The following is a 24,310-nucleotide window of genomic DNA, read 5'->3' on the forward strand; positions in this document are numbered from 1 at the left end:
ATTTAGTTTGAGTGAATATTGCTATGAATTATCATCACATGAATTATCATCATTATACTGATTGATTTTATCCAATTACTAAAGGTTAGTTGGTGTGTTATATTGTTGAATGAAAAGCAGACGGAGAAAATGAAAAGTGTATTGGAGTTTGTGAAATATAGTTTTTGGGGAGCTATTTCAACTGGTATTAACCTTTTGGCGTTCTTTTTACTGAACAATTTGGGGCTATACTATATTATTGCTAATATACTTAGCTATATATTTGCTGTTTTTGTGAATTATATTCTCAATAAGAAGTTTGTATTTAATAACCAATCCTCAAATAATAAGGAGAGCAGCCAACTCCTAAAATTCTTAGCGGTGAGATTAATCGCATTACTTATAGACAATATTTTGTTCTATCTATTAGTGTCCGTATTACATTACAATGTAAATATATCAAGAATTGCTCTGAGTGTTCTTCTTATTATAGCGACTTATGGTGTTAATAAATTTTTTGTGTTTAATACAAAGAAGAGGTAAACAATGAAATTAAAAATCTTGATCGTACTAAATTACTACTACCCCTATATAAGTGGTCTTTCTGAATGTGCTAAATCTCTAGCCGAGGAGTTGGCTAAGGATCATGATGTCACTGTACTTACAGCAAAGCACGAGAAGCATCTTTCTAATTCTGAAGTTATAAATGGTGTTAAAGTTGAACGGGCAGACTTACTTTTTAAAATAAGCAAAGGTTATATTAGCCCCGATTTTTTCAGGAAGTTCTATAAACTTCAAAAAAAATCTGATATTGTGAATTTACATTTGCCTATGGCAGAAGCTTCGATTTTCAGTTACCTCACAAGCAAACAAAAGTTAATTTTAACTTATCAATGTGATGTGAATTTGCCCAAATCTCTTTTTAATTCTGTCATTGTTAATCTGATGGATAAATCTTCACGAGCGAGTTTTAAACGAGCGAGAAGAATTGTTGTTAGTTCATATGATTATGCACATAGTTCGAGAGTATTGCCTGATTTTAAAGATAAGTGGGTAGAAATCCATCCCACCTCATCGTTTTATAAAGAGTTTAATACAACTCGCCTTGGAGCGACTGGGGATAAAAGTATAATTGGTTTTTGTGGCAGGATTGTCGAGGAAAAAGGTATAGATGTTTTGCTTAAGGCAGCTCCTCATGTGAAGAAGGCGATACCGAATGTACGGTTCCTAATCGCAGGTGATTATAAAAATATAGCTGGCGGTAGCATTTATGAAGAATTAAAGTCTGGAATAGGCTGGGATGAGACTTATGTTGAGTTTTTAGGTAAGTTAACGACTGAAGAGCTTATTGATTTTTATTACTCCCTTGATTTGTTTGTATTACCCAGCACTAATTCGCTTGAAGCCTTTGGAATGGTACAAGTAGAAGCAATGTTAGCTGGAGTACCTGTTGTGGCTTCAGACCTTCCGGGAGTAAGAGAGATAACGAGAAAAACAAAAATGGGAGAAACGGCCACACCTAAAGACGAGAAGAAGCTTGCTGATGCTATTATTAAGGTGCTCCAGAACCGAGATGCGTATATAAAAGACAAGGCTAGCATTGATAATTTGTTTGGAGTATCCAGCGCAGCTTTTAAGTATAGCAAGTGTTTCAAAGAGATATAACTTATACTTATAAGGGAATGGGAGAAACGGAAATATGTATTATTGCTTTGTTCCTTTTGTCGCCTGGCTTGTTGCAGGTTCATTGAAATATTTAATAAATAGATTCAGGTTTGGAAAAGCTGCTCATGGCTATATTGGAAATGGTGGGTTTCCTAGTAACCATACTACAGTAGTTACTACAATCACCTGGTTAATAGGTTTAAAGGAAGGGTTTGACTCACCGGTTTTTGGACTAGGTATTGCTGTGATTATGATAGTTATATTTGATGCGACAGGACTAAGAAGGTATGTTGGAAATCATGCGAGAACAATTAATGTTTTAATTCAAAATCCCGTGGAAAAGCATAGGGAGAGGATTGGACATACCAGAACTGAAGTATTAGGTGGTTTATTATTAGGAATTATATTGGGTTATTTAATATTTCTTCTATAGTGGGAGTGTGTATTTTGAATCATATTGTTTTGAAAAAGGAACGGAATGTTGCAACTTTTATTTTGAATATATTACTTGAGATGCGAATTAAACAATGGACCAAAAATCTACTGGTATTCGCATCTGCTATTTTCTCTGGAGCGATACTAAATCCTACTACATTAATTGATGCTTTCATAGGGTTTCTTTCATTCTCGTTTATGGCAAGTACAATTTATATTATCAATGATCTTGTAGACGTAGAAAAGGACCGTCGTCATCCAGATAAAAGACGCAGGCCTATTGCTTCAGGAGCTATTAATATCCCCTCAGCAATCGTGTTGGCGGTTTTTACGTTTATCATTGCGGCTGGACTGGCGATTTATGTTAATAACTATGTCTTTTTAGCCGTGCTAGTTTATTTTGTTATGAACCTCTCCTATAGTCTTTATTTAAAACACGTAGTTTTAATTGATGTTATGATTATTGCTGCTGGTTTTGTTCTGAGAGCAGTGACAGGAGCACTTGCGGTAGATGGGGTTCTTACATCTTGGTTTATCTTATGTACCTTAGGACTTTCATTGTTTTTAGCTTTAGGAAAAAGAAGACATGAATTATTACTCTTTAAGGATGATCCTGCTAATCAACGGAAGGTTTTAAATTTTTATAGTGTGGAACTTTTAGATCAGCTTATGAATATAATAACTGCTGTCTTGATTATGTTCTATTCCATGTATGCTGCTTCAGAGGAACCAGCAATGATGTTCTCGATTCCTTTTGTACTCTACGGTATATTCCGTTACTACTATTTAATTCATATGAAGAATGCTGGTGGAAAGCCGGAAGAAGTTTTATTGAATGACAAACATATTTTAGTGACTGTGCTCTTGTTTTCAGTCTGTGTTGTTGCAATCAAAAAATTTATGTGAAATTAAACGGAGTGGATCATATGAAAGGTATTATTCTAGCCGGAGGAACAGGCTCTCGCCTTTATCCTCTGACCAAAGTAACCAATAAGCATTTGCTCCCTGTAGGAAAATACCCAATGATCTTTCATGCCATATATAAGCTCAAGCAGGCCGGGATAAAGGATATCCTTATTGTTACAGGAAAAGAGCATATGGGAGATGTAGTCAACTTATTAGGAAGCGGAAGCACAATGCACGTCACATTTACCTACAAGGTCCAAGACGAGGCTGGCGGCATAGCACAAGCTCTTGGGTTGGCTGATCAGTTCGTCGGTCAGGATCAATGTGTTGTCATTCTTGGGGACAATGTATTTGAGGAGGATATTACTCCGTATATCCAGAACTTCCGGACGCGAGGGAATGGGGCCAAAATATTAATCCAAAAGGTTTCTGATCCCCAACGCTTCGGTGTGCCAGAATTGCAAGATGACAAAATTATTTCTATTGAGGAGAAACCTCAAATTCCAAAGAGCAGCTTTGCGGTAACCGGCATATATATGTTTGACAGTAAGGTTTTTCAAATTATCAAGACGCTCACCCCTTCTAAACGTGGAGAGCTTGAAATAACGGATGTAAACAATGCATATATTCTAAGGAATGAACTCACCTACGATGTTCTAAATGGTTGGTGGACTGATGCGGGTACACACGCATCGCTGGCCAGAGCGAATGAATTGGCGCAGAATATTGTTTTTGAGGAAGAGTTCGGTAAGCTGAAACTATAGATATGAGGAGGAGCTCCATTATGAATGTCACTCCTTTAAAACTTCAAGGCGCAAGCCTACTCGAACCCGTGGTCCATGGCGACAAACGGGGTTTTTTTATGGAGAGCTATAACGAAGAAATAATGCATAAGACAGGGGTGAACTTTAACTTCATCCAAGACAATCAATCCCTCTCGGCAGAGGTTGGCGTACTCCGGGGACTTCACTACCAATTGAATCCCAAGGCGCAGACCAAGTTGATTCGTGTACTCACAGGGGCGATTTATGATGTGATCCTAGATATCCGCCGCAACTCCCCCACATTCGGACATTGGGTCGGAGTTATTCTCAGTGAATATAATAAGCGGCAGCTGCTGGTGCCTAAGGGGTTTGCTCATGGCTTCTGCACGCTCGTGCCAAACACCCAAGTCTTGTATAAAGTGGACGAATATTATTCCCCTGAGAATGACCGCGGCATACTATGGAGTGATCCGGCACTTGGGATTGACTGGCCGACAGCGAAGCCAGTGTTGTCTGACAAAGATCAGCATCATCCGTTATTAAAGGATGCAGAGTTGAATTTTGATTAATACTCAATGTACAGAATTGCTTCCTCCTTGGAGTCGATAGCATAAATCATTTCTCAAGTAAAAGGTGGGCTACAAATGAAACTCCTCATTACCGGCGGAGCCGGCTTCATCGGCAGCAACTTCGTAATATACATGCTGCAGCAACATCCTGATTACAAGATCGTCAACGTAGATGCGTTGACTTACGCAGGGAATCTTGAGAACTTAAAATCAATCGAGAATCATCCGAACTATACATTTGTCAAAGCGGACATTACCGATGTAGCGGCGATGGATGCGCTGATCGGCGACGGTGTGGATGTCGTGGTTAACTTTGCCGCAGAGTCTCACGTGGACCGGAGTATTCTGGAGCCGGAAGTGTTCGTGAAGACGAATGTGCTGGGTACTCAAGTGCTGCTGGATGCAGCTAAGAAATACAGTATAACTAAATTCGTGCAAGTATCCACGGATGAGGTCTATGGATCGCTTGGCGCTACGGGTCTGTTCACTGAAGAAACACCGCTGACACCGAACAGTCCTTATTCCGCGAGCAAAGCGGGCGGGGATTTGCTGGTTCGAGCTTATCACGAAACATTCGGATTGCCGGTTAATATTACCCGCTGCTCCAATAACTACGGGCCTTATCAATTCCCGGAGAAGCTGATTCCGCTGATGATCTCCCGTGCGCTGGCTGATCAGGCGCTGCCTGTATATGGTGACGGAATGAATATCCGTGACTGGCTGTATGTTGAGGATCACTGCAGCGCAATCGATCTGGTAATTCATGAGGGTGTTAACGGTGAAGTGTACAACATCGGTGGCAATAATGAGCGGACGAATGTGCATATCGTGAATACCGTGTTACAGGAGCTGGGCAAACCGGATTCGCTGATTTCTTATGTTCAGGACCGTCCTGGACATGACCGCCGTTACGGTATAGATCCGACCAAGATCACGAACGAGCTGGGGTGGAAGCCAAAGCATACGTTCGAAACGGGCATTAAGGAAACCATTCAGTGGTATCTGAATAACAAAGAATGGTGGACCCGCATTCAGTCCGGAGAATACCAGAAGTATGCCGCACTCCAGTACGGCAGCCGTCTGGGGGATTCACTGTAATGGCGAAAATGAAAGTGTTCGTTACAGGTTCGGGAGGACAGCTGGGGCAAGATCTTATGCTCTTACTTCAAGGTCAGGATTATGAGGTTCTGGGCTGTGACCGTCAGGAGATGGATATTACTGATCTGGACCAGTGCCAGGAGGTTATCGGTGCTTTTGCTCCTGATGCTGTTATTCATTGTGCGGCCCATACCGCGGTTGATGCGGCAGAGACCGATGTTGACGCAGCGTACCTGATTAATGCTACCGGAAGCCGGAATGTGGCTCTTGCTGCAGAAAAGGCGGGCGCCAAGCTGGTCTATATCAGCACGGATTATGTGTTCGATGGCATGGGGGTTCAGCCTTACCATGAATATGATAATACAGATCCTAAGAGTATCTACGGTAAGTCTAAACGGGCTGGAGAGATCCTGGTCCAGTCTTTATCGTCTAAATTCTTTATCGTACGTACCTCTTGGGTTTATGGCAAATACGGCAATAACTTTGTGAAAACCATGCTGAAGCTAGGGCAGGAAAAGCCGTTGCTGCAGGTTGTAGATGACCAGAAGGGCTCGCCTACCTATACGGTGGACCTGGCAAGATTCTTGCTTGAGCTTATCCAGACTGAAAAGTATGGAGTGTACCATGCCTCGAACACAGAGTCTTGTACATGGTATGAATTCACCCAGGCCATCTTTGCGGAAGCAGAAGATATTCTGGGGCTGAAGTTCACAGCGAAGCTTGAGCCGTGTGCTACCGAACAGTTTCCACGTCCAGCGCCGCGTCCGCGCAACTCGGTGATGGAGCATCTGGCCATCCGTACCAACGGGTTCCAGGACATCCGCCCATGGCGGGAAGGTCTGAGAGACTTTTTGCTGGAGCTGAAGTAACCATTGGCGCGGGATTTGCATAAATAACTAACTATATAAGACGCACTAAAAAAATAAACAAAAAGCGAAAGAAGCGGAGGACAAATTTGGAACTGTAGGAGCGGTAGCGACCGCCTTTGTCACCGGATTTCTACCGCGAATAGCGGATCAAGAAATATGGGACAACAGCGGCCGGAAGTCCAAATGTTCACCGCAGTGACGACTAAGCTTCAAGTTCAAATTAAAAGTGAGTCTTATATAGCAACTAATGAAACTCCTGATCGCTTATGCGGTAAGGAGTTTTTTGCTGTCTGTGACAATATAGCAATAGGGTTGAACCACAATAACTATGTAACTAACATTACCTTCTAATGTGCTTAACATAGCCTGTCAACCTTCTTTTCGCTATAATAGGTATAGATTTCCCAATAAAGAACCAGGAATTCGAGGTCACCTATGAACCCTAAAACAGTCAGTGTACATATCGTTACCTATAACAGCGCGGATGACATCATTGAATGCTTGTCGGCTGTATTATCTCAGGATTATCCGGTCAAAAAAATTGTCATAGTGGACAACGCTTCAACGGATGGTTCGGCGGATAAAGTCAGAGCGTTCTACCACGGGCTAAACTCGAACTCGGCCCAAGGAGCTACAACTGCCCAAGGAGTAGCCGATTCTGCAGGTAGCAGTACCCGGACATCTGCACTTGTCCTTCTTGAAAATGAACATAACACCGGCTTTGCCCCTGCACACAACCAGGCTATTGCCGGTACTAATACAGATTATGTACTGGTGCTGAATCCCGATCTTACATTGGCTCCGGATTATATATCCAGACTAGTCGCCTGCTTTGAAGCCAATCCCCGGATCGGCAGTGCCACAGGTAAACTGCTGCTGAAGGCGGATCACTCGCTTGTGGACAGCACGGGACTGCGGATGAATAGAGCACGCCGGGCGTTTGACCGTGGAGCGGGAGAGTCCGCTGATCTGTGGAACGAGTCTGGTGTGGTATTCGGCGTATCCGGTGCAGCAGCGATGTACTCCCGGCGGATGATTGAGGATATTTGTATCGAAGGCGAGTTTTTTGATGCGGACTTTTTTGCCTATAAGGAAGATGTGGATGTAGCCTGGCGCGCCGGGTTGTTTGGGTGGCAGGCCTACTATGATGCGGAAGCGATAGGTTACCACGAACGGGGCTGGAAGACATCCGGGCGGAGCGGCAAGGCGATGTTCATCAAGCGGATTTCTTATATCAACCGCTATAAAATGATCTACAAGAACGAGTCCTCCCGCAGGATGTTGCTTACCCTGTTATATTCCTTGCCTTACGAGATCGCCGCACATGGCTACTCGTTATTGAAGGAACCTAAGTTAATGGGAGCCTGGTCATCTTTCTTCTCGCAGTGGACAGCTCTGAAACGCAAGCGCCGTTATATTCAGGAGAAGGCTAAGCGTCAGGGATTATGAAGCGAAACGAGAGAGAACTCAACCGATTGTGAAAAAGATTCTTCTATTCCCCGGATTTTCGTCAGCTATTTAGATTGAACTTAAAAATAAATGGACAGGGAAAAGTGGCGGAGGAGAATTTTGGAACTGTAGGAGCGATAGCGTCCGCCTTTGTCTGCGGATTTCCACCGCGAACAGCGTTAAAAATCAAGAAATCTGCAGACAACAGCGGCCGGAGGGCCAAACATTCTTTGGAGTCACGGCAATCCGATAATAGATAAAATACAAGTTCAATCTTATAGCACTGTTCCTCCCACATTATCCTCACGCTTGTAAAAACCTCCCTGAACAGGCTGCGCCTATCAAGGAGGTTTTTGTGTTATAATAATTGTCGATAGATTACTATATTTGTCAGGAGAGTATAGCAGTGAATGTAGATGTTAGTATAATCATTCTAAATTACAACACATGCCGCCTGACGATGGACTGTCTGAGGTCGGTATATGATTCCGAGACCCGCTACTCCTATGAAATTATTTTAATAGATAATAACTCCCATGATCACTCGGTAGAGACGATAAGCAAGGAATTCCCGGATGTGCTGCTGATTGCCAATTCGGAGAATGTAGGGTTTGCCAAGGGTAATAATCAGGGGATGGAAGCGGCCTCCGGGCGCTATGTGCTGCTGCTCAATTCCGATACGGTGGTGCGTAAGGATACGCTGGAGACAATGGTTGCTTTTATGGACACCCGTCCGGATCTGGGGGCTTCTGGCTGTAAGGTGATTTTGCCGGATGGTTCGCTGGATAAGGCCTGCAAAAGAGGATTCCCGACGCCATCCGCTTCCTTCTATTATGCTTTTGGCTTCAGTAAGCTGTTTCCGGACCGTCCAAGGTTCAACGGCTATCAGCTGGGTTATCTGGACCCCGACGACTCCTACCCGGTAGATTGTCTGGTGGGAGCGTTCATGCTGCTGCGGCGGGAGACCATCGAGCAGGTGGGCGGACTGGATGAGACGTTTTTTATGTATGGAGAGGATCTGGACTGGTGTTACCGGATCAAAGCGGCCGACTGGGGGATTTATTACTATCCGCAGACATCGATCGTGCATCTCAAAGGTGGCAGTGCGCGCCGCAGACCGTTTAAGATCGTGTACGAATTTCACCGGGCGATGATTTTATTCCATAAGAAGCATTATAGCAGGCGGTACAACAGTATGATAAACGGAGCGGTATATGCGGGAGTCGGCGTCAAGTTCACGCTTTCGCTGCTGCGCAATGCGCTGATTGCTCCACGCAAGGTTCCAACACCAGCACAGAGTCTGACAGTCTCCGGGGAAGCCGGTTTACGCAATGAATCGAATGCTGAGGTGAGATTATGATCCGCCGTAATCAAAAGTTTCTAACACAGTTATATATGGTTGCCGATTTCCTGGTCATTCAAGTGGCCTTTCTGGCTGCCTGGTGGCTGAAGTTCAAAAGCGGTTTGCTGGAATCCTACAGGACTCTTCCTGTAGAGTCTTATGCTTACTGGAGTATTATCTACGGAGCCATCGCTATTCTGATCGGAATTGTGCTTCAATTGTATTTGCCGAAGCGCAAGAAACGGTTCATTGACGAATTCATCAAAATCTTTCAGGTTCACGCCATGGGTATCTTCATTCTGCTCGGCCTGATGTTCTTCCTGAAGGAGATTGACGTCTCCCGTCAATATCTCGCTATATATATGGGCTTCAATATTCTTTCCATTATGCTGTACCGTTATGTGCTGAAGAAGATGCTGAAATCGCTGCGTGAAAAAGGCTTCAACCGCCAGTTTGTACTGATTCTCGGCGCAGGTACGCTGGGTAAGAGATTCTACAATAATCTGGAGCAGTATCCTGAGCTGGGGTACGAGGCCATCGGCTTCCTGGATGATTTTCATGAATGGGATGGTCTTGAGGAACAACGGTATAAGCCGATTCTCGGCACCGTGGATCAGCTGGAAGGCATGCTGGAGATGCTGCCGGTCGATGAGGTCATTCTGGCGCTTCCGCTGGATGCCCATTCGAAATATCCGACCATTATCGCTACCTGCGAGAAGGCGGGTGTACGGACACTGATTATCCCTGACTTCTTCGACTACCTGCCAGCCCGTCCTTACTTCGATAACTTCGCCGGGATGCCGATGATTAACGTACGCGACATTCCGCTGGATATGGCCGGCAACAAAATGGCGAAGCGGGCGTTTGATCTGGTGTTTTCCCTGTTCGCCATTATTATGCTGTCTCCTGTAATGCTGATTGTAGCGCTGGGTGTGCGCCTAACCTCGCCCGGACCTATTATTTTCAAGCAGGAGCGTGTAGGACTTAACCGCCGTAACTTCATGATGTACAAGTTCCGTTCGATGAAGATGCAGACAGACGGTGAAGTGGATACGGGCTGGAGTACGCGTGAAGATCCGCGCCGCACACGTTTTGGGACATTTATCCGCCGGACCAGTCTGGATGAGCTGCCGCAATTTTTCAATGTGCTGTTTGGCCAGATGAGTGTGGTCGGTCCGCGTCCGGAGCGCCCGTACTTTGTAGAGCAGTTCCGCGGTGAGATTCCGAAGTATATGGTGAAGCACCATGTGCGTCCGGGGATTACAGGCTGGGCTCAGAGCAACGGTCTGCGCGGGGACACATCGATTGAGGACCGGATCAAACATGACATTTTCTATATCGAGAACTGGTCGCTATTGTTCGACATCCGGATCATCGCCAAAACCATCCGCAACGGCTTCAAGAACGCTTATTAATAGACCGGCCTCATCCTATATTATTTCATAGAAACGGTTGCTGCCCCTCTGAGGACGACACAGCCGTTTCTTCTTGTTTTCAGGCCAACTACTCTAACACTTGCAAAGGAACCTGCCATCATGGATAGAAAAAAGATTATCGCCACCGTCATTATGATCGGAGCTATTGCACTCCTGCTTGTACTCACTCTTGGGGGAAAAGAGAAACAGCCGGCTACCGGCTTTGCAGCCCATAGAATTGTAGCTCACGCTATGGGAGGGATTCATAACTATACGTATACGAATACACTGGATGCTTTTATCGCTAACTATGAGCAGGGAACCCGGGTTTTTGAGGCGGATCTGCTGCTGACAAGTGATGACAAGCTGGTTGCCCGCCATGAATGGACCGCTAATATGAGCAAGCTTCTGGGCCAGCAGGGTGTTCTTCCTGCCGCGAAGCAAGGGATCGTACTCAACTATGCGGATGTCATGAGCAGCCCGATTCTTGAACTCTACTCCCCGCTGGATATTGATAAGATCATGGACTTGATGGTGATCTACCCGGATGCCTACATTGTAACGGACACGAAAGAGCTCGAACCGGAACTTGTAACGAAACAATTTCAGCTGATTGTGGAAGCGGCCGAGAAGAGGGACCCTGCCCTGCTGCAGCGGATTGTTCCGCAGATTTACAGCCGGGATATGCTGGATGTGGTGAACCGGGTGTACGCTTTTCCTGAAGTGATCTTTACGCTATATCAGACGCAGGATAGTGATGAAGTGGTCATTGATTTCGCCAGTCAAACCGGAGTGGATATCACCATGCCGACGGTAAGAGCTACCAAGAGTTTCGTGCGGAAGCTGAAGAATGCCGGGGCAAGAGTCTATGTGCATACAGTGAATGACGAGAAGGAAATTTCGGAGCTGTCCCGGATGGGAGTGGACGGATTCTATACCGATTTTGTCTCTGAGGACGACTTAAGCAGGGTCAAGGGTGTCCGCTAGTAGTTGAACGTGCAGGCTTCTGTACATCAAAAAGCTTATACTCTAAAAATGCGAAAAAATGTTCGCATTTTTGTTCGCTTTAAATTGACACCCGCCTTCGTACTGACTTAGACTAGAGATACGGCTTTTGCATGTGCAGGAGTATATTTGTTGTTTTGAAATACTGGGAAATAGAGTATTTACTTAGATGAACATTGAGGATGGACGATAATGAATGGAATGCGGCAAATGATCAAGCCGTGGCGGCATGTGTTCAAGCTGGACCCGGACCGGGAGCTTGCTGATAGGGAACTTGCGGCTGTCTGTCTCTCGGGAACCGATGCGATACTGGTAGGCGGCTCCACTGGAGTGACTTATGAGAATACGGTGAGTCTTCTCTCGAGAATCCGGCAGTATGATCTGCCTTGTGCCCTGGAGGTGTCGGATCTCGAAGCCGCTGTGCCCGGATTTGATCTGTATATGATTCCCATGGTGCTCAACACTGCCGATACTTCATGGATTCTTGGCCATCACCGCCGGGCAATTGAACGGTTCGGCAGTCTGATTCCATGGGAATTGCTGCTGACAGAGGGCTATATTGTGCTCAATGGCGATTCATCCGTAGCGCGGCTTACAGGGGCAGACCACTCGCTTAGCGCAGACGGGGCAGCGGCTTATGCGCAGATTGCGGACAAGCTGATGAATCTGCCTGTCGTTTATCTGGAGTACAGCGGAAGGTTCGGAGATATGGAGACTGTGCGTGAGGTCAGGGCAATGGTCGAGCACAGCCAGCTTTTTTATGGAGGCGGTATTACAGGTGAGGAAGAAGCCATGCAGGCAGCTGCGCTATGTGATACAGTAGTGGTCGGCAATATTATTTATTATGATGTGGAGCAGGCGCTGCTGACCGTTCAGGCAGTGAGAAATACGCAGCAGCTGGACCGGGAGAACTTATAAATTTCAAGCTTATATTCAGAAAGGAGCATGTCACACATGCAACTTGTTAACATACAAGACGCCGTAAGCCGGCTGAACCCCCCGCAGCGTCAGGCTGTAGAAGCTACCGAAGGGCCTTTATTGATCATGGCCGGAGCGGGCAGCGGTAAGACCCGCGTGCTTACCCACCGGATCGCCTGGCTGATTGCGAACCGCAAGGCACCGCCTTGGGCGATTCTGGCGATTACTTTTACGAACAAGGCCGCCCGCGAGATGCAGGATCGTGTCTCCAAGCTGGTAGGGACGGAGGGCCGGGATATTTGGGTATCCACCTTCCACTCGATGTGTGTGCGGATCCTGCGGAAGGATATTGAGCGAATCGGCTTCACTTCGAACTTCTCCATTCTGGATTCGACGGACCAGTTATCCGTTATCCGCAATTGTATGAAGGATCTGGACATTGATACCAAGAAATTCGAGCCGAAGGCCATTCAGGCTGTGATCAGTACGAACAAGAATGAGCTGATTACACCGGCGCAGTATGAGCAGAAGATCGGCGATTATTTCGAAGGCCTTGTGGCCAAAGTGTATACCAAGTACCAGCAACGGCTGAGAAGTAATAACTCGCTGGATTTTGATGACCTCATCATGAAGACGATCCAATTGTTCAAGGAAGTTCCTGAGGTATTGGATTTCTACCAGAAGAAGTTCAAATATATTCATGTCGATGAGTATCAGGATACGAACCGGGCGCAGTATATGCTCTGCAAGATGCTGGCCGAGGGTCATCACCGGATCTGCGTAGTCGGGGACAGTGACCAGTCGATCTACCGCTGGCGCGGGGCGGATATTTCGAACATCCTTAATTTCGAAGAAGACTATCCGGAAGCCAAAACCATTCTGCTGGAGCAGAATTACCGTTCAACCTCCAATATTCTGAACGCAGCCAATGGTGTTATCGCACTCAATACCGGACGCAAGCCGAAGAAGCTGTGGACCGATTCGGACGAAGGCGCGAAGATCAAGGTGTTCCGCGGTGACTCCGAGCATGATGAGGGATACTTCGTCACCGGAGAGATCAGCAAGAATGTGAAGCAGGGCCAGGCGTACCAGAACCATGCGATTCTGTACCGTACGAACGCCCAGTCCCGTGTAATAGAAGAAATTCTGATCAAGTCGGATATTCCTTACCAGATTGTCGGCGGGATCAAGTTCTATGACCGCAAAGAAATCAAGGATCTGCTGGCGTATCTGCGCCTGCTCTCCAATCCTGATGATGATATCAGCCTGACGCGGATTATCAATGTTCCCAAGCGTGGCCTCGGGGATACGACTGTCGGTAAATTGGCTGCAGCCGCGGCTTCCCAGGGAGTATCAATCTTCCGGGCGCTGCAGACGGTGGATGATTTGGGCTTTGCCGGCCGGACGCGTAATACGCTGGTGGAGTTCTATGATATGATCGAAGCCCTGCACCGCATGGTGGAATTCCTCTCGGTGACCGAGCTGACAGAGAAGATTCTTGAACTGTCCCAGTACCGACTGGAGCTGCAGAATGAGAATACTCTTGAATCCCGTTCCCGGCTGGAAAATATCGATGAATTCCTGTCCGTAACGATGGAATTCGAGAAGAACAACGAGGATAAGTCGCTGGTCTCCTTCCTGACGGATCTGGCGCTGATCGCTGACATTGACAGCGTGAATGACGAAGAAGAGCGCAGCGATGCTGTCGTGCTGATGACAATGCACAGCGCGAAGGGGCTGGAGTTCCCGACCGTCTTCATCATCGGGATGGAAGAGGGAGTGTTCCCGCACAGCCGTGCCTTCCAGGACAATGACGAACTGGAAGAGGAACGCCGGCTGGCGTATGTGGGCATTACCCGTGCGGAGAAGCAGCTGTTCCTCAGCTGTGCACGGATGCGCACGCTGTTCGGGCGGACGACCGCGAATGCGCCGTCCCGCTTCCTGGAGGAGATTCCGGAGGAGCTGAAGGAAGACACCGTGAAGGAATCAGACCGCTTCCGGCGCGGAGGCGCGGAGGTTGGCGGTGCATATGGCGGCCGCGGCTTCGGCGGAGGCGGAGGCAGCCGCGGGAACTTTGGCAGCCGCACCGCTGCTGCCGGGAACGCGCCGGCAGGCGGCGGGGCCGCCAGCTTCGGCAGCGGCAGCTCGGCGAGCGCGGTGCCTGGCGCGGGCCGCGTTGTGGTGACGACCGGAGGCGCGCAGAGCGCTCCGGGAGCAGGGGCCGCAGCGTCCGCCGGCTTCAAGGCGGGCGACAAGGTCTCCCACGGCAAATGGGGCATAGGCACCGTTGTGGCCGTGAAGGGCAGCGGCAACGATACGGAGCTGCAGATTGCCTTCCCGGCGCCGGTGGGCGTGAAGCGGCTGCTGGCCGGCTTTGCACCGATCACCAAAGTTGAATAAAGCAAGCTGCGATTAACGATTGTGTTTTTGGATCACGCTAACCGTAGGAAACCTATTTGACGGAGGGATGTGCCGGATGGATATTATGTTCACGATGGAAGAGCTCGTAGCCGAGCTGAATCAATATAACTATCATTACTATACAATGGATGCGCCGCAGATCAGCGACAAGGAATATGATGCGCTCTATGACAAGCTGGTGGCGCTGGAAGCGGAGAGCGGAATTGTACTGCCGCATTCTCCAACCCAGCGGGTGGGCGGGGAACTGCTGAAGGGCTTCACGCCACACCGCCATCTGGCACCACTGTGGAGTCTCGACAAGGCGCAGAATATTGAACAGCTGCGCACCTGGAACGCCCGTGTGCTGAAGCTGGTGAATGACTACAACACCAAGAATCCGGAGAATCCTCTGCCTGACCCGTGTTATGCGGTGGAGCTGAAGTTTGACGGCTTAACGCTGAACCTGACCTACCGTGACGGCGTACTTGTCCAGGCAGCAACACGGGGCAACGGCGTAACAGGCGAAGGTATCCTTGCCCAGGTGAAGACGATCAAATCCGTTCCTTTGAACATCCCGTTCAAGGAAGGCCTGATCGAAGTGCAGGGCGAGGGGATCATGAACCTGTCTGTACTGGCTGACTATAATACACGTGCGGCGGAGCCGCTCAAGAATGCGCGCAACGGTGCAGCCGGTGCGCTGCGCAACCTGAATCCTAAGATGACTGCAGACCGCAGACTGAATGCCTTCTTTTATAATGTGGGGTACTCGGAGGGCGTACAGTTTGCCGATCATCAGGAAATGATGGATTTCCTGCGCAGCAACCGGTTCAAGGTCAACCCGTATCTCAATTACTTCAGTAATTTCGATGACGTTACCGAGCAGCTGGCTGAGATCGAAGAGAGCCGTTCCGGCCTCGATTATCTGATTGACGGGGCAGTCATCAAGGTGACAGATTTCCGGATCCGCGAAGCGCTGGGCTATACGGATAAGTTTCCCCGCTGGGCGGTTGCCTATAAATTCGAGGCGGAAGAAACCACGACGATTCTGGAGTCGGTCAGCTGGAACGTAGGCCGTACAGGCAAAGTAACTCCGCTGGCGCGCGTAGAGGCTGTGGAGCTGGCCGGTGTTACGGTGCAGAATTGCACACTTAACAACGTGGGCGACATTGAACGGAAGAATCTGAAGTTTGCACTGGGCACACGGGTGTTCATCCGCCGCTCCAATGATGTAATCCCGGAGATTCTGGGAAAGGTGACCGAAGAGAGTGACGGCGGGGAGATTATTTTCCCTGAGAATTGTCCGGCCTGCGGCTTCCCGCTGGAGATGCGCGGTGCACATCTGTTCTGTAATAACAAGCTGGACTGCAAGCCGCAGATTGTCAGCCGGATTACGCATTTTGCCTCTAGAGATGCCATGGACATTGAGACATTCAGTGAGAAGACGGCTGCTCAGCTGCATGAAGAGCTTAGTGTACGTGAGCCGGCCGATCTCTATGAATTGACCTTCGAGCAGCTCGTGAAGCTGGACCGTTTCGGGGAGAAGAAGGCGGATAATCTGCTCCAAGCACTGGAAGAGAGCAAAGGGCGGGACCTCGCCTCCTTCTTATATGCCCTCGGTATCCCGAATACCGGAAAAGCAACCACCCGAATGCTGGCTGACCACTACCGCAGTCTGGACGCTGTAATGTCCGCTACGGCGGAGGAGCTGGCCGGTCTGCCGGATATCGGCGGGATTGTGGCTGAGAGCATCGTGAATTATTTTGCCGACCCGTTCGTGGTTGTAAGCATTAACCGCATGCTGGCACTGGGTGTAGAGGCTAAGGCACCCGAAGCTCCGCGTGTAGTCAGTACCAATACTTTCTTTAGCGGCAAAACCGTTGTCCTGACCGGTTCCCTGCAGAAAATGACCCGCGAGGAAGCGGCTGAGCGTCTGGAGGCTCTCGGAGCTAAGGTGTCCGGCAGTGTCTCCAAGAAGACCGATCTGGTCATTGCCGGTGAGAAGGCAGGCAGTAAGCTGGCCAAAGCGCAGCAACTCGGCATTCAGGTCATTGAAGATGAAGACGAACTGATTCGGCTTCTGGAAAGCTAAGCATGCACAAAATCCCGGTGTCCTCGCACTTAGCGAACGACACCGGGACTTTTTTTATCTCAAATATAGACTATGCCTGCATTATTTCGCCGCGTTCAGCCCCATCGACTGCAGAAGCTTATCAAATATAAGAGTGTTCTCATAGACGCCAGTGAATAGCTGAGCGTTCTTGCCCATAGCCGTAACCGGAATATCAACAGCAGTATGTCCCGAAGTCGTCCAGTCGACTACAAAGTTAAGCTTGGAGTTGGCAATAGCGAAAGGGCCATCTTCCTGAGAAATAGCATCTCCGCTCTCATCCTCTGCATCCACCGCTTCAATCGAGAATCCGCCCGTTTCATGGTCAGCCAGTACAAGTACCAGGGTATCAGGGTTTTTCTTCGCATAGTCTTTAGCCACCTGAACGGATTTGTCCAGCTCCTGGCCGGATTTGATCGTCATTTTGGCGTTGTTTTTGTGGGCGAACTCGTCCGTGCCTTCTTCTTCAACCATCAGGAAGAATCCTTTGGAGTTGGCGTCCAGCGTATCGATCGCTTTCTTCGTCATCTCAGCCAGGGAGACTACAGGCTTATAGATATCCCCTTTGCCTTCTTCATTCTGCTGGAACATTTCTTCATTGGCGAAAAGCCCCAGCAGCTTGCTGCCCTTAGCCTTCTGCAGATCAGTCTTAGTGGAGACATAGCTGTAGCCCAGCTGTTTCGCTTTTTCTACCAGATTCCCCTGGGTTCCCTTGCTCTTCTCGGAAGGATCTTCAGCAGGCTCGTCCGGGAATTTGCCGGGCTGTCCGGCCGGATACCAGAAATCCTCCCCTCCGCCGAGTAGCACATCTACCTTGCTCTTGGTCAGCAGCTGGAGTGCGATATCGCTCTGCTTGGAACGGTCTTCCACATGTGCGCCAAAAGCAGCTCCTGTAGCGTCAGTAACCTGGCTCGTCGTCACCACTCCGGTGGACTTACCCGCTTTTTTGGCATATTCCATAAGAGTCGCAACCGATTTCTTGTCGGCATCCATGCCGATGGCCCCGTTATAAGTCTTCACACCGCTTGCGTAGGCTGTTGCGGATGCCGCAGAGTCCGTTACCGGAACCGTGGAGCTTGTATGAATCAGGCCGACGTATGGCATCGAGTCCATAGCAAGGTTGCCTTTTTCACCTACAGTGGCTAACCGGATGGCATTACGCTGAGCAGTCCCCATGCCGTCGCCGACGAATAGAATTACATTTTTGGTTTTGGAGGTTGCCGCGTCGGCCTGATTGCTTGAAGATCCTGTGGTGACTACACCTGAGACGAGCAGCGCAGCGGCTGCAGTTGCGGCAAAAGCGGTCTTCACTCCATACTTTTTAGCTGATTTCATATTTACCCTCCTATAATCTTTGGTTTACTCCCTTATACTAGAGAGCATTCATTAAGAGAGTGTTACTCAAATATACATTTAATGTAAAGATGAGGCTGTTTCTATAAAATAAAAATCTCCCGTCCCTGAACAAGGGAAGCGAGAGATTAAGAGTAGCCTTAAGTTACAGCATATATAGAGTAGAATGGAGAAGTTATACCCGCTTGGCGTTAGGCAGCCAGGCATCAATGTCATACCCGCGCTGTTCCCAATAGCCGACATGATCACCTGCGATCAATTCGATGCGGTTCAGCCATTTAACTGACTTGTAGGCATACATTTGCGGAGTAACCAGGCGTACAGGCCCTCCGAGCTGATTAGGGATAGGTTTGCCGTCATGCATTACAGCCACCATGATATCCTCCATCCGCGCTTGAGCCAGCGTTAGAGAGTCCGTGTAGACACCGTCTCCCGAGTAGAGCTTGACCGTGACAGCTTCATCCTGCACACCGGCCATATCCAGCAGCTTATAGAGTGGAAGACCCTCCCATGTGTTTTTATAGACCGACCAGCCGGTTACACAGTGAAAATCACTGACCTGCACCTCGCGCTGCAGCTTGACGAATTCTTCCCAGCTCCAGGTGAACTTTTTGTCCACCAGACCGTCGATTGTAAAAGACCAGTTGGAGTTATCGAAGGCGGGAATGTCAGTGACGGTGTATACACGAAAGCTGCCTTCGGCTCCCCCGCCGATGGGAGGGGCTGATTCCGCCAGCGGAACCGGATCGGGAATCAGGGCATTGGCATTGGAGGCCGCATAATCGGCTGTACCCGGAAGCTGCAGGGATTTGCCGATCCAGCGTACAAAGGTTGGGCCGAGCGTTACGGCGAGACCTGCTCCTACAGCTACTTTGATGAAACCTCGGCGTGTGTACATAGGTTGAGCTTCTGACGAAGCTGCGGGTCGTGGCCGTACAGTAGGTTCAGTATTACTCTCTACAGGTAACGTCTCCGCTATGATAGAGCGCTTCTTAGGCTCCTTCAGCCATTTAACCCGGGTAACGGAATGGTAGATGATCACCGGGAGTCCTACCCAGGTCAGCAGATCATGAACGAACAGCGCACTGTTAGCCGCTCTGGGCCCGGCAAGTCTGAATTGCCACAGGACAACTCCGGAGACCAGCCAGCCGATCAGAAGAGTGAGCACGAAGATGACATTAGCCTTTTGACCCGTTTTGCCCTTCAATCGCTTCCAATGCTTCGCAGCCAGCAGCAGATAATAGACGACAGGGATCAGCAGCGCCAGTCCAAACACAATATGGCCCCATTTCAGCCACACTCTGCCTTCGCCCAGCATCTCCCTCCAGAAACCGCCCACCAGCATCAGGCCGCTGAGCGCGAGGAACAAGACCAGCCAGGCATTCCACATGTGAATGGATACTAGCTTTTTACCATACCCTTTGCGGATTTTCGTAAGTATATTCTTCAATTGCCTACCTCCTTCGGAGCTTCCAGCCTGACAATAGATAATTCAAGTTTAAACTAATTGTACCGCAAAAAAAGCCTGTTGAATAATGTTCCCCAGCCAGGCTGGACAGAGTGGTTGCCTTTCCTGAACTTTATCTTATAGACTAATGGAAAGAGCTCTGGAAAGGATCAAGTACCCGTGAACCAAGAAACGATTCTGCTGGTGGATGATGAAGTGGAGATTGTGGAGCTGCTGGATATCTATCTTAGTAATGAGGGATACCGGCTGCTTAAGGCTTTTGACGGAATGGAGGCGCTGGAGTGCCTTGGCAAAGAGGAGGTGGATCTCATTATACTCGATGTGATGATGCCCCGCATGGACGGGATTGCCGCCTGCATGAAGATCCGTGAGGAACGGAACATGCCGATTATTATGCTCTCCGCCAAGAATGCGGATATGGACAAAATTCTTGGACTCAGCATCGGTGCCGACGATTATGTAGGCAAGCCGTTTAATCCGCTGGAGCTTGTGGCGCGGGTCAAATCGCAGCTGCGCCGTTACCATAAATTGAATCGGGACGCTCCTGCCAGAACGAATGAGCATGAACTGGTCTTTGAAGATTTGCTGATAGATACGCTTCGGCATGAGGTGAGCGTGGACAACCGCAAGGTAAAGCTGACGCCCCGCGAGTTTTCTATCCTGGAACTGCTGGCGCGGCATCAGGGACAGGTGCTCAGTATGGAGCAGATTTACCTGAAGGTGTGGAATGAGCCTTTTCTGGATGGGGGCAACACCGTGATGGTGCATGTCCGCAATATCCGTGACAAAATCGAGCTGGACGCCAAGCAGCCCCGTTATGTGCAGACCGTGTGGGGCATTGGCTACAAGCTGGATCATCCGTCCTGAAAGCTGAGGTGAAACGTAGTGAATACCAAATATATCAGTACCATCCGCTGGAAGTTCATCTGGGCCTTTGTACTGAGTATTATGTCGGGGGCAGTGCTGCTTTTGGGTGGCTATCGGCTGGTCAATTCCATGATCTATCTGAATCCGGCGGAGCCCTCCGCACCGTACTCTCGTATTCTGAAATGGATTATCAACCATATCGGTTCGGCGCCGCTGATGACTGCTGTCGGGATCGCCAGCTTCCTGATCTTCTTCTTCATCTACACGCGTAAAATCGTCTCCTACCTCGAAGAGATCACCAGAGGTATCCAGCAGATTACGAAGCTTGATGAATCGCACCGGATCGAGGTTCGTACGGCGGACGAGCTGGGGGTGCTTGCGGAGAACATCAACATTATGTCTGAGCGGCTGCAGCGTTCGCTGCTGGAAGAGCGCAAGGCTGTTGAGTCCAAAAACGAGCTGATTACCGGCGTATCGCATGATCTTCGCACCCCGCTGACATCGGTGCTTGGCTTCTTGGAGTATATTGAGCAGGACCGCTGCCGGGAAGAGACGGAGATACGCTACTACGTAGGGATTGCCTATCAGAAAGCATTAGTGCTGCGCAAACTGATTGACGACCTGTTTGAATACACACGGGTTAACAGCAGCAGACTGCCGCTTGTGCTGGAACGGCTCGATCTCAAGGCCTTTATGCGCCAGCTTGCGGAAGAATCCGTTCCGGCTCTGGCCCGTGCAGGCATGACTTATGAATTGTACGATGATACCGAATCGCTGTGGATTGAAGCGGCTCCTTATGAACTGGTGCGCGCTTACGAGAATCTGATTGCCAATGCGATCCGGTACGGCAAGGACGGGAAGCGGCTGGAGATCGGGCTGAGCCGTGAAGGAGACGATGCGCTCGTGCGGATCAGTAATTTCGGCGAGATGATCGCGGAAGGGGATCTCCCGCATATTTTTGAACGGTTCTACCGGGCGGAGCGCTCCAGATCGCAGGTCACCGGGGGATCGGGGTTGGGGCTGGCGATTGCCAAGGGGGTTGTGGAACGGCATCATGGAGAGATCACGGCCCGCAGCAGCAGTTCCCGGACGGACTTTATTACCCGGTTTCCGGTGACTTCTTAACAATCTTCAGCGTTTCTTAAGAAGTGGCAGCGGTAATTCTTAAGATTTAGCCGATATCCTTGTGCTATGGGGATGAAACCCGGGAAGGCAGGAGGAATTGGCTGATGTCAAAAATACACACGATACGCTCACTTTACCTCTACATGTTCTGCGGTAGCGCCCTGCTTAGTGCAGGGCTGCTACTGGCTATGCGGGGGCTGTTTGCTATGCTCTACTCCCGGTATACGCCTGATTCGGCGGCGCTGTTTGTCCGTTTCACGCATTGGATAATGAATCATATCGGCGCAAGACCGGCGGCTGTCATGATGTTCACCGCTGTATGTGCAGGGCTGTTCCTGCTCCGTTCGCAAAAAGCAGCCAACGATACCACGGCGCTGCTGCGAGCCGCAGAACAGCTGGCGGCCCGCGGCTCCTGTGAGCTTGCGGACCTTGAGGTGCAATCCGGCGGGGAATTCAGCCGGCTGGCCGCCAGTCTGCGCCGGATTCATCAGGCCGGGTTGCGGCCGGCGGCGGCCTCCGCTATGCAAATACCGGCGCCGGACCCGCAGGAGTCCATGGCGCTTATTCTGCGGACACGGACGCTGATCCGCATGCTGGGACAGGCAGAAGCGGAGTCAGGGGAGGCGGGCTGTAGCATACCGGGTGCGGTTCTGCAGCAGCTGGAGATTGCCAGGCTCGAGGCGCAGGGACTGGAGAAGACTATGGAGAGATGGATACGGCAGGTATGAGAACAGGACGGAAGCAACTGCTGCGTATTTGCTATGCCGGTTTTGATCTGGCGTTCATCCTAACCATACCAATGCTGGCGGGACTTATCTATATTTTTCAGTATGGGGGACTGATGCTGGACCGTTATCCGGAGAAACTGATTTTACCGGAATCGAGCGTCATTATGGCCTCAGACGGAACTGTGTTGCGGAGAATACCGCTGCCTGAAACAGGCTATCGGACCAATGCCGGACTTGGAGAGATGCCGCAGCTGCTCATAGATACTTTTATTGCTGTCGAGGACCGCCGTTTTTACAGCCATGAGGGTCTGGACTACCAGGGAATAGCCCGCGCATTGGTGAACAATACGGTACGGATGGGGGTATCCGAAGGCGGAAGCAGCATCACCCAGCAGTTGGCACGGGGATTGTATCTGAACCGGGGGCAGAATCTGCTGCGCAAGCTGAATGAGGCTTCGATAGCGCTGGCGCTGGAGAGGCGGTTATCGAAGGATGAGATTCTGCAGCTGTATCTCAACCAAATTTATATGGGGCAAGGGCAATATGGGGTAAAGTCTGCAGCGGAGCGTTATTTTGGCATATCTGACCTGAAGCAACTGGGGATTGGGCAGATCGCGACGCTGGCAGCTATTCCTAAAGGCCCGTCCATTTACAATCCGGCAGACAACCTTGAACGGTCAGCAAGCAGACGGAATCTTGTCCTGAGGATTATGCAGCAGCACAAGCTGATAACAACGGATCAGATGACGGCGGCAATGAACAGCACCTATCAGCCTCCAGTTAGGGCTAAGACTGAGGTTGTCGGGGCGTCCTATATGGATGCGGCACTTCAGGAAGCGATGCAGCAGACCGGGTTATCCCAAAAGGAGCTGCGCACAGGCGGGTACACTCTCGTGACGGGAATGAATATCGGGGCGCAGCGGGCCATGGAACACATATTCTCTCAGGAGGATGCGTTCCCTCCGGATGGAAAAGACCAGAGAGCCGAAGCAGCCATGGTCATCATCGACCAGCGGACTGGTGAAGTGGCCGCGCTGTTAGGCGGGCGAAACCCGAGTACAGGCGATCTGAACAGAGCTGTAATCCCTTCCCGGCAGCCAGGCTCCGCGCTCAAGCCCATTATAGATTATGGGCCGGCGCTGGAGAGCGGCAAATATACGCCGGACAGTCTCCTGCCTGACGTCAAAACAGCCTATGGCAGCTACAGTCCCGCCAATCTGAACGGAGTATATCGTGGGCAGGTGAGCATGAGGGTAGCCCTGCAGCAGTCCATCAATGCCCCTGCGGTATGGTTGCTGCAGCAGGTGGGGGTCAGCTATGCCCGCAGCTTTGCCGCCAGGCTGGGGGTGAAACTCGCGGCAGAGGACAATCATCTGGCTATTGCCCTTGGAGGTCTGCGCAGCGGCGTCTCTCCGCTTACGATGGCCCAGGCTTACACCGTCTTTGCGAACGGAGGCATTCTTAACAAGGCATATCTGGTGCGCAGCATCAGGGATGCGCAGGGCCGGGAGGTGTACGCGCATGTCTCTGCGCCGCAGCAGGTCATTTCGGCGCGCACCGCAGCGGATATGACCGGGATGCTCCGTCAGGCGGTGAGTGAAGGAACGGGCAGACGGGCGCGTATGAACGTTACAGTGGCCGGCAAGACAGGAACCACACAGCTGGATCTGCCGGGAGTCCCCGGCAAGGCCAACCGGGATTTATGGTTCGTCGGTTATACCCCTAGATGGACAGCGGCGGTATGGATGGGCTTTGACCGCTCCGACCCTGACAACTATATGACTGCCGGAAGCGGGCTGGCGGCTGCTTTATTCTCAAGGGTTCTCTCAAAAAGCTTTGAATAGATTT

21 protein-coding genes are annotated in these 24,310 nt (G+C 49.8%); 19 read left to right on the top strand and 2 right to left on the bottom strand.

Annotated features, from left to right (window positions below):
• Window positions 1–129: 129 nt before the first annotated feature.
• The 15 genes from NYE33_RS36445 to ligA all read left to right on the top strand — a co-directional run bounded on the left by NYE33_RS36445 (window position 130) and on the right by ligA (window position 16,903).
• On the top strand, window positions 130–522 hold the full coding sequence (locus NYE33_RS36445; RefSeq protein ID WP_076246533.1) for a GtrA family protein: 393 nt from the start codon (window positions 130–132) through the stop codon (window positions 520–522).
• 3 nt (window positions 523–525) lie between these two features.
• Entirely contained in the window at window positions 526–1,644 is a 1,119-nt protein-coding gene (locus NYE33_RS07165; RefSeq protein WP_076246535.1) for a glycosyltransferase family 4 protein, read from the top strand.
• Between the two features lie 34 nt (window positions 1,645–1,678).
• On the top strand, window positions 1,679–2,077 hold the full coding sequence (locus NYE33_RS07170) for a divergent PAP2 family protein (protein ID WP_076246537.1): 399 nt from the start codon (window positions 1,679–1,681) through the stop codon (window positions 2,075–2,077).
• A gap of 14 nt (window positions 2,078–2,091) precedes the next feature.
• Window positions 2,092–2,985 (top strand): decaprenyl-phosphate phosphoribosyltransferase, encoded by an 894-nt coding sequence (locus NYE33_RS07175; protein ID WP_256703970.1) that lies wholly within the window; start codon window positions 2,092–2,094, stop codon window positions 2,983–2,985.
• Between the two features lie 20 nt (window positions 2,986–3,005).
• Entirely contained in the window at window positions 3,006–3,749 is a 744-nt protein-coding gene (locus NYE33_RS07180) for a sugar phosphate nucleotidyltransferase (RefSeq protein ID WP_076246539.1), read from the top strand.
• Window positions 3,750–3,769: 20 nt separating this feature from the next.
• Window positions 3,770–4,318 carry a dTDP-4-dehydrorhamnose 3,5-epimerase gene (gene rfbC, locus NYE33_RS07185; protein WP_341065287.1) on the top strand — a complete coding sequence of 183 codons (549 nt, stop codon included), beginning with the start codon at window positions 3,770–3,772 and terminating at the stop codon, window positions 4,316–4,318.
• Window positions 4,319–4,393: 75 nt separating this feature from the next.
• Window positions 4,394–5,416 carry a dTDP-glucose 4,6-dehydratase gene (rfbB, locus tag NYE33_RS07190; RefSeq protein ID WP_341065289.1) on the top strand — a complete coding sequence of 341 codons (1,023 nt, stop codon included), beginning with the start codon at window positions 4,394–4,396 and terminating at the stop codon, window positions 5,414–5,416.
• Between the two features lie 8 nt (window positions 5,417–5,424).
• The gene (gene rfbD / locus NYE33_RS07195) at window positions 5,425–6,285 is read left to right on the top strand and encodes a dTDP-4-dehydrorhamnose reductase (RefSeq protein WP_042141731.1); all 861 of its coding nucleotides are present in this window, start codon (window positions 5,425–5,427) and stop codon (window positions 6,283–6,285) included.
• A gap of 435 nt (window positions 6,286–6,720) precedes the next feature.
• On the top strand, window positions 6,721–7,734 hold the full coding sequence (locus tag NYE33_RS07200; protein ID WP_341065290.1) for a glycosyltransferase family 2 protein: 1,014 nt from the start codon (window positions 6,721–6,723) through the stop codon (window positions 7,732–7,734).
• A 460-nt stretch (window positions 7,735–8,194) separates the two neighbouring features.
• A complete protein-coding gene (locus NYE33_RS07205) occupies window positions 8,195–9,094 on the top strand; it encodes a glycosyltransferase family 2 protein (RefSeq protein WP_445669805.1) in 900 nt (299 codons plus the stop codon).
• Window positions 9,091–10,491: an undecaprenyl-phosphate glucose phosphotransferase gene (locus NYE33_RS07210; RefSeq protein WP_039307143.1), complete on the top strand. Its 1,401-nt coding sequence runs from the start codon at window positions 9,091–9,093 to the stop codon at window positions 10,489–10,491. The genes NYE33_RS07205 and NYE33_RS07210 overlap by 4 nt, the downstream gene beginning before the upstream one ends.
• 120 nt (window positions 10,492–10,611) lie before the next feature.
• Complete coding sequence (locus NYE33_RS07215; protein WP_341065294.1) at window positions 10,612–11,478, top strand: phosphatidylinositol-specific phospholipase C/glycerophosphodiester phosphodiesterase family protein; 867 nt, start codon at window positions 10,612–10,614, stop codon at window positions 11,476–11,478.
• 219 nt (window positions 11,479–11,697) lie between these two features.
• Window positions 11,698–12,414, top strand: a complete 717-nt coding sequence (locus tag NYE33_RS07220; protein ID WP_042141728.1) for a heptaprenylglyceryl phosphate synthase — start codon at window positions 11,698–11,700, stop codon at window positions 12,412–12,414.
• A 36-nt stretch (window positions 12,415–12,450) separates the two neighbouring features.
• Window positions 12,451–14,814, top strand: a complete 2,364-nt coding sequence (gene pcrA / locus NYE33_RS07225; protein ID WP_042140155.1) for a DNA helicase PcrA — start codon at window positions 12,451–12,453, stop codon at window positions 14,812–14,814.
• A 76-nt stretch (window positions 14,815–14,890) separates the two neighbouring features.
• Window positions 14,891–16,903 carry an NAD-dependent DNA ligase LigA gene (gene ligA / locus NYE33_RS07230; RefSeq protein ID WP_042140154.1) on the top strand — a complete coding sequence of 671 codons (2,013 nt, stop codon included), beginning with the start codon at window positions 14,891–14,893 and terminating at the stop codon, window positions 16,901–16,903.
• An 81-nt stretch (window positions 16,904–16,984) separates the two neighbouring features.
• Here ligA and NYE33_RS07235 read toward each other — a convergent pair whose 3' ends face one another.
• Together NYE33_RS07235 and NYE33_RS07240 are read right to left on the bottom strand one after the other, a co-directional pair.
• Window positions 16,985–18,256, bottom strand: a complete 1,272-nt coding sequence (locus tag NYE33_RS07235; RefSeq protein WP_341065296.1) for an alkaline phosphatase — start codon at window positions 18,254–18,256, stop codon at window positions 16,985–16,987.
• Window positions 18,257–18,449: 193 nt separating this feature from the next.
• Window positions 18,450–19,724: a molybdopterin-dependent oxidoreductase gene (locus NYE33_RS07240; protein WP_042140152.1), complete on the bottom strand. Its 1,275-nt coding sequence runs from the start codon at window positions 19,722–19,724 to the stop codon at window positions 18,450–18,452.
• A gap of 177 nt (window positions 19,725–19,901) precedes the next feature.
• Between NYE33_RS07240 and NYE33_RS07245 the strand changes: the two genes are divergently transcribed.
• From NYE33_RS07245 to NYE33_RS07260, 4 genes are all read left to right on the top strand, one after another.
• The gene (locus NYE33_RS07245; protein ID WP_076246555.1) at window positions 19,902–20,609 is read left to right on the top strand and encodes a response regulator transcription factor; all 708 of its coding nucleotides are present in this window, start codon (window positions 19,902–19,904) and stop codon (window positions 20,607–20,609) included.
• Between the two features lie 18 nt (window positions 20,610–20,627).
• Window positions 20,628–21,734 carry a sensor histidine kinase gene (locus NYE33_RS07250; protein WP_052422126.1) on the top strand — a complete coding sequence of 369 codons (1,107 nt, stop codon included), beginning with the start codon at window positions 20,628–20,630 and terminating at the stop codon, window positions 21,732–21,734.
• A gap of 104 nt (window positions 21,735–21,838) precedes the next feature.
• Window positions 21,839–22,462 carry a hypothetical protein gene (locus NYE33_RS07255; protein WP_341065300.1) on the top strand — a complete coding sequence of 208 codons (624 nt, stop codon included), beginning with the start codon at window positions 21,839–21,841 and terminating at the stop codon, window positions 22,460–22,462.
• Window positions 22,459–24,306: a transglycosylase domain-containing protein gene (locus NYE33_RS07260; RefSeq protein WP_341065302.1), complete on the top strand. Its 1,848-nt coding sequence runs from the start codon at window positions 22,459–22,461 to the stop codon at window positions 24,304–24,306. The genes NYE33_RS07255 and NYE33_RS07260 overlap by 4 nt, the downstream gene beginning before the upstream one ends.
• Window positions 24,307–24,310 lie beyond the last annotated feature (4 nt).

Origin of the sequence: Paenibacillus sp. FSL R10-2199 (genome assembly GCF_038000235.1) — a bacterium.
GTDB lineage: Bacteria > Bacillota > Bacilli > Paenibacillales > Paenibacillaceae > Paenibacillus_AQ > Paenibacillus_AQ phytohabitans.

What these genes read in the sequence shown, in the direction of transcription:
- NYE33_RS36445 (WP_076246533.1), top strand. Translation starts at nt 130, where the DNA reads ATGAAAAGTGTATTGGAGTTTGTGAAATATAGTTTTTGGGGAGCTATT.
- NYE33_RS07165 (WP_076246535.1), top strand. Translation starts at nt 526, where the DNA reads ATGAAATTAAAAATCTTGATCGTACTAAATTACTACTACCCCTATATA.
- NYE33_RS07170 (WP_076246537.1), top strand. Translation starts at nt 1,679, where the DNA reads ATGTATTATTGCTTTGTTCCTTTTGTCGCCTGGCTTGTTGCAGGTTCA.
- NYE33_RS07180 (WP_076246539.1), top strand. Translation starts at nt 3,006, where the DNA reads ATGAAAGGTATTATTCTAGCCGGAGGAACAGGCTCTCGCCTTTATCCT.
- rfbC (WP_341065287.1), top strand. Translation starts at nt 3,770, where the DNA reads ATGAATGTCACTCCTTTAAAACTTCAAGGCGCAAGCCTACTCGAACCC.
- rfbB (WP_341065289.1), top strand. Translation starts at nt 4,394, where the DNA reads ATGAAACTCCTCATTACCGGCGGAGCCGGCTTCATCGGCAGCAACTTC.
- rfbD (WP_042141731.1), top strand. Translation starts at nt 5,425, where the DNA reads ATGAAAGTGTTCGTTACAGGTTCGGGAGGACAGCTGGGGCAAGATCTT.
- NYE33_RS07200 (WP_341065290.1), top strand. Translation starts at nt 6,721, where the DNA reads ATGAACCCTAAAACAGTCAGTGTACATATCGTTACCTATAACAGCGCG.
- NYE33_RS07205 (WP_445669805.1), top strand. Translation starts at nt 8,195, where the DNA reads ATGGACTGTCTGAGGTCGGTATATGATTCCGAGACCCGCTACTCCTAT.
- NYE33_RS07210 (WP_039307143.1), top strand. Translation starts at nt 9,091, where the DNA reads ATGATCCGCCGTAATCAAAAGTTTCTAACACAGTTATATATGGTTGCC.
- NYE33_RS07215 (WP_341065294.1), top strand. Translation starts at nt 10,612, where the DNA reads ATGGATAGAAAAAAGATTATCGCCACCGTCATTATGATCGGAGCTATT.
- NYE33_RS07220 (WP_042141728.1), top strand. Translation starts at nt 11,698, where the DNA reads ATGCGGCAAATGATCAAGCCGTGGCGGCATGTGTTCAAGCTGGACCCG.
- pcrA (WP_042140155.1), top strand. Translation starts at nt 12,451, where the DNA reads ATGCAACTTGTTAACATACAAGACGCCGTAAGCCGGCTGAACCCCCCG.
- ligA (WP_042140154.1), top strand. Translation starts at nt 14,891, where the DNA reads ATGGATATTATGTTCACGATGGAAGAGCTCGTAGCCGAGCTGAATCAA.
- NYE33_RS07235 (WP_341065296.1), bottom strand. Translation starts at nt 18,256, where the DNA reads ATGAAATCAGCTAAAAAGTATGGAGTGAAGACCGCTTTTGCCGCAACT.
- NYE33_RS07255 (WP_341065300.1), top strand. Translation starts at nt 21,839, where the DNA reads ATGTCAAAAATACACACGATACGCTCACTTTACCTCTACATGTTCTGC.
- NYE33_RS07260 (WP_341065302.1), top strand. Translation starts at nt 22,459, where the DNA reads ATGAGAACAGGACGGAAGCAACTGCTGCGTATTTGCTATGCCGGTTTT.